This is a genomic window from Pseudostreptobacillus hongkongensis, from assembly GCF_001559795.1.
Classification (GTDB): Bacteria; Fusobacteriota; Fusobacteriia; order Fusobacteriales; family Leptotrichiaceae; genus Pseudostreptobacillus; species Pseudostreptobacillus hongkongensis.
In genome coordinates, this window is sequence record NZ_LOHY01000087.1 from 41,849 (window position 1) to 49,385 (window position 7,537).

The following is a 7,537-nucleotide window of genomic DNA, read 5'->3' on the forward strand; positions in this document are numbered from 1 at the left end:
TCCTTAAATTTTAATATATATATTATTAATATAAATTGCACTAATATGCTCAAAAAATAAAAGAGTGTATATTGTCTATAAACAAAAATTTTTAACAAAATATTTCCAATTATAAATAATGTCCAAACCCCTTTATATAAAGTTGTTATTCTATATTTATTGTAAGTTATATAACTATAAATTGCAAAAATAATAAATATAGCTATAGATCCAAAATATTTTATCATCTCTATAGTTATATAATTATTTAAAGAAAGCCCTGTTTCTTGACTTACTTTTTCAAATAATTCTATACTTTTTACACTATACATACTGTTCATACTTTCAAAAATAATAATTAAAAAAGTTAATATCAAGAAAGTATTTAATGTTTTTTTATCAAGTTTCATAAATCACCTTTGTATAAAAAAGGAGTAAGTGCTTTTAACACTTACTCCAATTTTCTTATTGTCCTAAATTTGTTAATAGTGCTTTAAAGCTTGCTTGTACTTCTTTGTATGCTTCTTCAGCGTTTGCAGGTTTCTTAGATTCCCAAGAAACTAATGCATTTTGCCAAGTATCCCATACTTGTCCCCATTCTTTAAATAATGGTCTAGAAACTGCTCCTTCATAACTATCTATAACTGAAGATACAACTTTCTTATCTAAATCAGATAAATCAGTTTTGTTGTAGTCATCTTTAGAAACGTTAGGCATGATCTTACCAGTTGTTTTGTAGAAGTCTGCAGCAAATTGAGGGTTTAATAATTCTGCTATTAATGCTTCAGATAAAGCTAATTTATCTTTATCTTCTTCATTTCTAGAGTTTATAACAAGAGCCCATCCACCTTTCCAGTGTTTTAACTCTTTACCTGCAAATTTAGCATTTGATAATCCTGAAACTTCTAAGTTTTGTTCAACAAGTGGTGCAACTTCCCATGGTCCTATAACTCTTGCAACTCCTGATTTACCAGTTTTAAAGTTATCATCCATATATCCATAAGCAGCTGAGATATCAAACATTGGTAATTTCTTTTCGTTAGAAACTTTCCAGTAGTTGTATAATCCTTCAAACATAGCTTTAACTTCAGGAGTTTGTTCTGACCAATCTTTAGTTAAATCAGAGAAGAATTTATCTCCATCTTTACCTAATAATTCAACACCAAATCCATTAGTTACAGCAACTCCCCACCAAGCATTAAATACTGGTAACATTGCTACTTCTGGTCCAAGTTCAGCAAAATCAACATTTGTAGCGTCTACACCTTTAGCTTTTGCATTTTCAGAGTTTACACCTAAAATTAATGTTTCTAAGTTCATTGGGAATCCATAATATTTATCATCAAATTTTAATTGTCCTCCAAGACCTTTATCGAAATCTCCAAATCCACCTATTCTATCTCCTAAAGCTTTAGCATCAAATGAAGCTATTGCTTCAGATTCAACTAATCCTACCATTCTATCTAATGGTACAGCGAATACGTCAGCAACATCAGTATTAGTTGCATCAGTTTTGTCAATTATTTCAATGTGATCAAATGATGCCACTTTCTTGATTTCTATTGTAGCATCAGGATTTTTTTCCTTAACTCTTGCAATAGCTGCTTCATAATAAGGTGCCCAAGCTTCTTCTGCTTGTACTACTATGCTTCCTTTTAAACCAGATGCTGGTTCTTCTTTTGCTTCTTTATTACCACAAGATAATACTAAAGCTCCTAATAGGAAAGCACTCGTTAAAAGTTTTTTGAAATTCATAATTCTTTCACTCCTATTTTCTTTAATTTATTTTTGCAATCGCTTACAATTTACATTGATATTATACCTCAAATATACTAAAAGTCAATACCATTTTTAAAAATTTCTATTTTTTTCTAATAGTATAAATTCTAAACCTTGCATTAATATATTATCTAATAAAATTGTTTTATTAGTTTCATTTTTTCTAAAGTTTTCAAATATAACTCTATAATTTCCTTTATAGGTATCAGGGATATTAAAACTCTTTGTATCTTTTGATACATTTACAGCAATTAGTAATTTATTATCTATACTAAATATTAAAGATTCATAATCAAATCTAATTATATCTATCTTTTCTTCTATAACATCAAAATTTCCTAATTTAAACAAATCATTTGAGCTTCTATATTTTATTAAATCAGAAAAATAATTAACATATTCTTGATATTTTTGCGCTCTTTCAAAATCAAACTTATTTATTTCATCACTAGATTTATATGAATTTTCTATACCAAACTTAGTTCTAAAAAATTCTTGACCTGCATGTATAAAAGGTATTCCTTGTGAACACAAAACGATAGATGTTGCTATTGCTTGCATTCTTATTCTTTCATCTAAACTACTTTCAGAATTTGTTATTTCAAAATGATCAAATACTGTATTATTATCATGCGCTTCAATATATTGAATTACTTGATTTGGTGATATATATCCCCTTAAATTAATTCCACCTTTAATTGAATTTAACAATCTTTCATCCACAGTACCATTATTTACAAAACCTCTTTCTAATTTTTCAAATGTTGAACCACGTAAACTATCACGCATATCATCACTAAAGAAAGAAATGTTTGGCATTTTATATGCGTTATATTGATTAGCTTTTAATTCTTTATTTAAATTTGTATTTAGATCCCAACCTTCACCAAGTATTATTATACTATCATCAATTTTATTTAATTCTTTTCTTATTTCATTCATAGTTTCTACATCTAAAATCCCCATAAGATCAAATCTGAAACCATCTAGTTTATATTCACTTGCCCAATATTTAATACTATCAACTATATACTTTCTTATCATGTATTTTTCACTTGCAACATCATTTCCACAACCAGTTCCATTAGAAAAATCTCCATTTTCATAAAATCTAAAAGCATAATTTTCTAAAGTTTTCCATAAACTATGATCCATAGCATCAAACACATGATTATATACAACATCCATAATTACTCTAAATCCATTTTCATGAAGTACTTTTATCATTTCTTTTAATTCTTTTATTCTGTTATATGGATCTTGCGGATTAGTTGAATAAGATCCTTCTGGTATATTATAGTTTACAGGATCATATCCCCAGTTATATCTTAAATCTGGATTTAATTCATCAACTGAATCACTTGAATAATCATAAAAAGGTAATATTTGAATATGAGTTACACCCAATTTTTTTAAATAATTTAGTTGTTTTTCTTCTACTACCCCTAAATATTTACCTTTATTTTTAGCATTAAGAGTAAAATCTCTAATGTGTAATTCATAAATAACTGTATCCAGTATATTTTCAAAACTACTCATTCTTTTAAAATTTAAAGGATTTGTTCTATCAAGATCAATTATATACCCATTTTCACCATTTGCATTGCATGATATTGCATATGGATCTAAAGTAGTATATACAATATCATCAAAATATACCTTATACATATATGAACTTCCATCTAAATTTCTAGTTACTTCTAATTCATATACACCATTATCATTCTTATTCATTTCTAAAACTTCATCATTTAATAAAAGTTCTACCTTATTTGAAAGGGGAGAAAATAATCTAAATATTGATTTTTTACTAGAATACTCTACTCCTAACTTTCCATCATATCTGTATTTTTCATCTATTATATCTATATTTCTTAACATATAACCTAATCCTTTTTATTTAATCTAAAGTATGTCTTATTCATATCATAAATTTCATTTGCTAATGTATCTGTTAACATTTCTTTATTAACTCTCCAAGACCAATTTCCATTACTAGTAGCAGGTATGTTCATTCTTCCATCATCACCTAGCTCTAAAAAATCTTGAATTTGAGCTACTGCAATATTTGCAACAGATGACCAAGCAGCTCTTATAAATCCTTTAACATAATCTTTAGGATCTGTTAAATTAAGATATTTCTTAGCAAATTCAACTTCTTTTTTATTTGCTTTTTCAAACCATGATTTAACTGTATCACTGTCATGAGTTCCTGTATATACAGCCCAATTTCTCTCTATTTGATGAGGAATGAAGTCACTTTCATAATCTGGGTTAAAAGCAAATTGAAGCATTTTCATACCAGGGAAGCCTGTATGTTCTCTAAATTCAACTACTTCCTTTGTAGTATATCCTAAATCTTCTGCTACGATTTCTATATCACCTAAAACTTCTTTTACTTTATCAAACAATTTAGCTCCTGGTGCTAGAACCCATTTACCGTTTCTTGCATCTTCATCATATCTTGGAACTGCCCAATATGATTCAAAACCTCTAAAATGATCTATTCTTAAAACATCAACATATTTTAAAGTTTTCTTTATTCTATTAATCCACCATTCAAAGTTTTGTTTTTCATGTTTTTCCCAATCATATACAGGATTTCCCCATTTTTGTCCACCAGCACTAAATCCATCAGGAGGACATCCACCAACTATATCATCTAAGAATAATTCAGGATTTTTCCAAACTTCTAAGCTATCAGGAGAAACATATATAGGCATATCTCCCACAACTTTTATACCTAGTGAATTAACATAATCTTTCCAAGCTAAATATTGTTTAAAAAATTCAAATTGTAAAAATTTATGATAATCTATCTTTTCTTTTAGTTCTTCTCTATATCTATTTAATACTTCCTCATCTCTATTTCTAACTTCTGTAGGGAAATCTAAGTATGAAACATTACCAAAATTTTCTTTTAAAGCCATGAAAAGTGAGTAATCTTCTATCCAATCAGAATTTTCTAATATAAATTTATTATACTCATTATTAGCTTTAAAATTAGCAAAAGCTTTTTTTAAAACTATATTTCTTGTGTTGTAAACTTTTCCATAATCAACTCTATTTTGATCATTTCCATAATCTAAATTATCAAAATCTTCTCTTTTTAATAATCCTTCTTTTTCTAAAGTAATAAAATCTATAAAGTATGGATTACCTGCAAAAGATGAAAAAGATTGATAAGGTGAATCTCCATAACCTGTAGGTCCTATAGGTAATATTTGCCATAATTGTGTTCCTGTTTTTGATAAGAAATCAGCAAACTCATATGCTTCTTTTCCTAAACTTCCTATACCATAATCACTCCATAATGATGATATATGCATAATAATACCACATTTTCTATCAGTATTTATATTTTTATAATCATAATTTTTTTCCATTAAAACTCCTTTATTTTATAATTTCTGTTTGCACTACTATATAATTTTTAGCATTTTCTTTATTTTCTATTTTATTAGTAAGTAATTCTACAGTTCCCATTGCCAGATCCCTATATTGTATATCTACAGTTAAAAAATCATAATTTAAATATGTTCTAAGTTTAGTGTTATTAAATCCTGTAACTTCAACTTTTAAATCTAAATCCTTTATAGCACGCATAGCTCCTATTGCTAATACATCATCTGTTGTTATTATTACATCTACTACATTTTTACTTAAAAAATTTTTTACTATTTGGTATGATTCAGTAGTTGTAAACTTGGTATTTAAAATATATTCTTTATTAACTTTAATATTATACTTATTAAGAGCATCTAAATATCCTTGTTTTCTATGTTTAGAAACCGTTAAATTCTTAGGACCTGATAAAAATGCTAATTCTTTTTTACCTTTTTTAATACATATTTCTGTTATATCATAACAAGATTTAACATTATCATTATCAACCCAAAGTCTACTTTTTTTATTCTCCGGTGTTCCTATAACTACATATGGAAAATCTATACTTTGTAAATACTCTATATCTTTTTCTCCTTCAACAAAGTTCATAAAAATTAATCCATCTATTCTATTTGTCCTTATTAATTTATATATTCCATCATATACTTCTTCGTTATTGTTTAATTGAAGGTATAGAATGTAGTAACCTTTATCTAAAGCAAATTTATTAATATATGCCAATGTTTCTGTAAAGAAATCATTTTGAAGAGCATTTTGATTTCCGTTTATAACTACACCAATAATATTACTACTACTTTTAGTAAGTGATACTGCAGCAGAATTTGGGAAATAGTCTAATTCTTTGATTATTTCCATAACCCTAGTTTTTGTTTTAGTACTTATAAGTTGGCTATTTGACATAACTCTTGATACTGTTGCTTCACTAACATTTGCAGCTTTAGCTACATCTTTTATTGTAATCTTTTTCATAACTGTATCTACTATATAAATAGCAATTTCCTTTCTAATAATTTTGTAATGCAACCCCTTACATAAAATTATACCTTATTTTCAAAAAAATTCAATAGCTAATACAAAAAAATATACATCTTTAAACTTTATGATAATCTTTAAATCATCTTGTAATTTTTAATGTATATTCATATTTATATCTATTTTATTTACCATATTCCATACAAATCTTTTTTAAATATCTTTTCATTGTATTATATACTTTTACATTGTATTTTACACACAATTGTCTACAGTTAATATTATTTATATAATAATCTTTATATATTTTTTCTTTGTTTTCATCTAAATATTGACGTTCTTCTTTTGAACTTCGTTCATAAATAACATTATCAACACCATGAACCCTACATCTTTCAGCAAAAATTTTAAGTCTTAATGTATCAACATGATATTCCTTACTTAATTTAGCCATAGATTTGCTATTTACTTTACTCAATAATTCAAAAGTTTTATCAATAGATATACCTAAATCACTCACCACTTGCTTATTTTCATTTACAATATCACTAACCACTTTTTTTGATACACCCAAAGTTTTAAATATGTATCCTTGTGATTTATTTTGGTTATATAGTTATATAATTTTATCAATATTTTTATTGTAATCTGCTTCATACTTATTTCTTATATCTATATTATTTTCATCACAATACTTCTTAAATCCTTGAATTAATGTAATAATACTTTTAAGCTATATCCTTTATTTACTTTTAAATCATAAAATTCTGAATAATCAACACTACTTTTCTTTCTTAATTTAGTTATTTCTAAATTATTATTTTTAACATATTCTAAAAGTTTTTCTCTTAAAACAATTATATCAACATTAAAAATTTGAGCAAGTTGACCATATGTTTTGTCTTTTTCATTTCAAATATAGCTTCACAATCTAGTACAATTTCTTTCTTTTTTCTAGTTTTACCTATTAAAGAAATTCCATTTTCTCTACAATATTTAGATATCCCTTCTTTTATATAGTTATCACTTCTTTCAAATTTTATAGCCAACTCTTTATTACTTAAATTTTTTCTTAATTTTAAATCAACTATTTATCTGAAAAATTCTTCATCATATTTATATATTTTTCTTTTAATATATTATATTTCATTTTCTAAACAATATCTTTTGATATAATATTTCAACATATGTTTAGTAATATTTAACTTTTTAGCAATTTCTTCATATGTCATAGTTTTTTTCATTTCTATTATTTCATCAAAGTACAAGTTTAAGTATTTATTTCCCATAAAGATCTCTTTTCAAAAATAAAGAAATATTAATTTTTTTAAAACATAAGTATTATAACAGAATTAGATTTATATAAATAATAGAATTTTTAAAGAGGCTGTTGCAATTC

The 7,537-nt window shown here is 25.7% G+C and carries 7 protein-coding genes; all 7 read right to left on the reverse strand.

Annotated features, from left to right (window positions below; all coding sequences use genetic code 11):
- Positions 1-444 precede the first annotated feature (444 nt).
- Positions 445-1,734: a sugar ABC transporter substrate-binding protein gene (locus tag AYC59_RS03825; protein WP_066895376.1), complete on the reverse strand. Its 1,290-nt coding sequence runs from the start codon at positions 1,732-1,734 to the stop codon at positions 445-447.
- Between the two features lie 96 nt (positions 1,735-1,830).
- Positions 1,831-3,639, reverse strand: coding sequence for a type I pullulanase (gene pulA / locus AYC59_RS03830; protein ID WP_066895379.1), 1,809 nt, complete (start codon positions 3,637-3,639; stop codon positions 1,831-1,833).
- Positions 3,640-3,644: 5 nt separating this feature from the next.
- A complete protein-coding gene (gene malQ, locus AYC59_RS03835) occupies positions 3,645-5,144 on the reverse strand; it encodes a 4-alpha-glucanotransferase (RefSeq protein ID WP_066895380.1) in 1,500 nt (499 codons plus the stop codon).
- Between the two features lie 10 nt (positions 5,145-5,154).
- The gene (locus tag AYC59_RS03840) at positions 5,155-6,135 is read right to left on the reverse strand and encodes a LacI family DNA-binding transcriptional regulator (RefSeq protein ID WP_066895382.1); all 981 of its coding nucleotides are present in this window, start codon (positions 6,133-6,135) and stop codon (positions 5,155-5,157) included.
- Between the two features lie 187 nt (positions 6,136-6,322).
- The gene (locus AYC59_RS03845) at positions 6,323-6,694 is read right to left on the reverse strand and encodes a hypothetical protein (protein WP_156445476.1); all 372 of its coding nucleotides are present in this window, start codon (positions 6,692-6,694) and stop codon (positions 6,323-6,325) included.
- Positions 6,695-6,995: 301 nt separating this feature from the next.
- Positions 6,996-7,187: a hypothetical protein gene (locus AYC59_RS03850; RefSeq protein ID WP_066895386.1), complete on the reverse strand. Its 192-nt coding sequence runs from the start codon at positions 7,185-7,187 to the stop codon at positions 6,996-6,998.
- A gap of 90 nt (positions 7,188-7,277) precedes the next feature.
- Positions 7,278-7,427, reverse strand: coding sequence for a helix-turn-helix domain-containing protein (locus AYC59_RS07750; protein ID WP_156445477.1), 150 nt, complete (start codon positions 7,425-7,427; stop codon positions 7,278-7,280).
- Positions 7,428-7,537 lie beyond the last annotated feature (110 nt).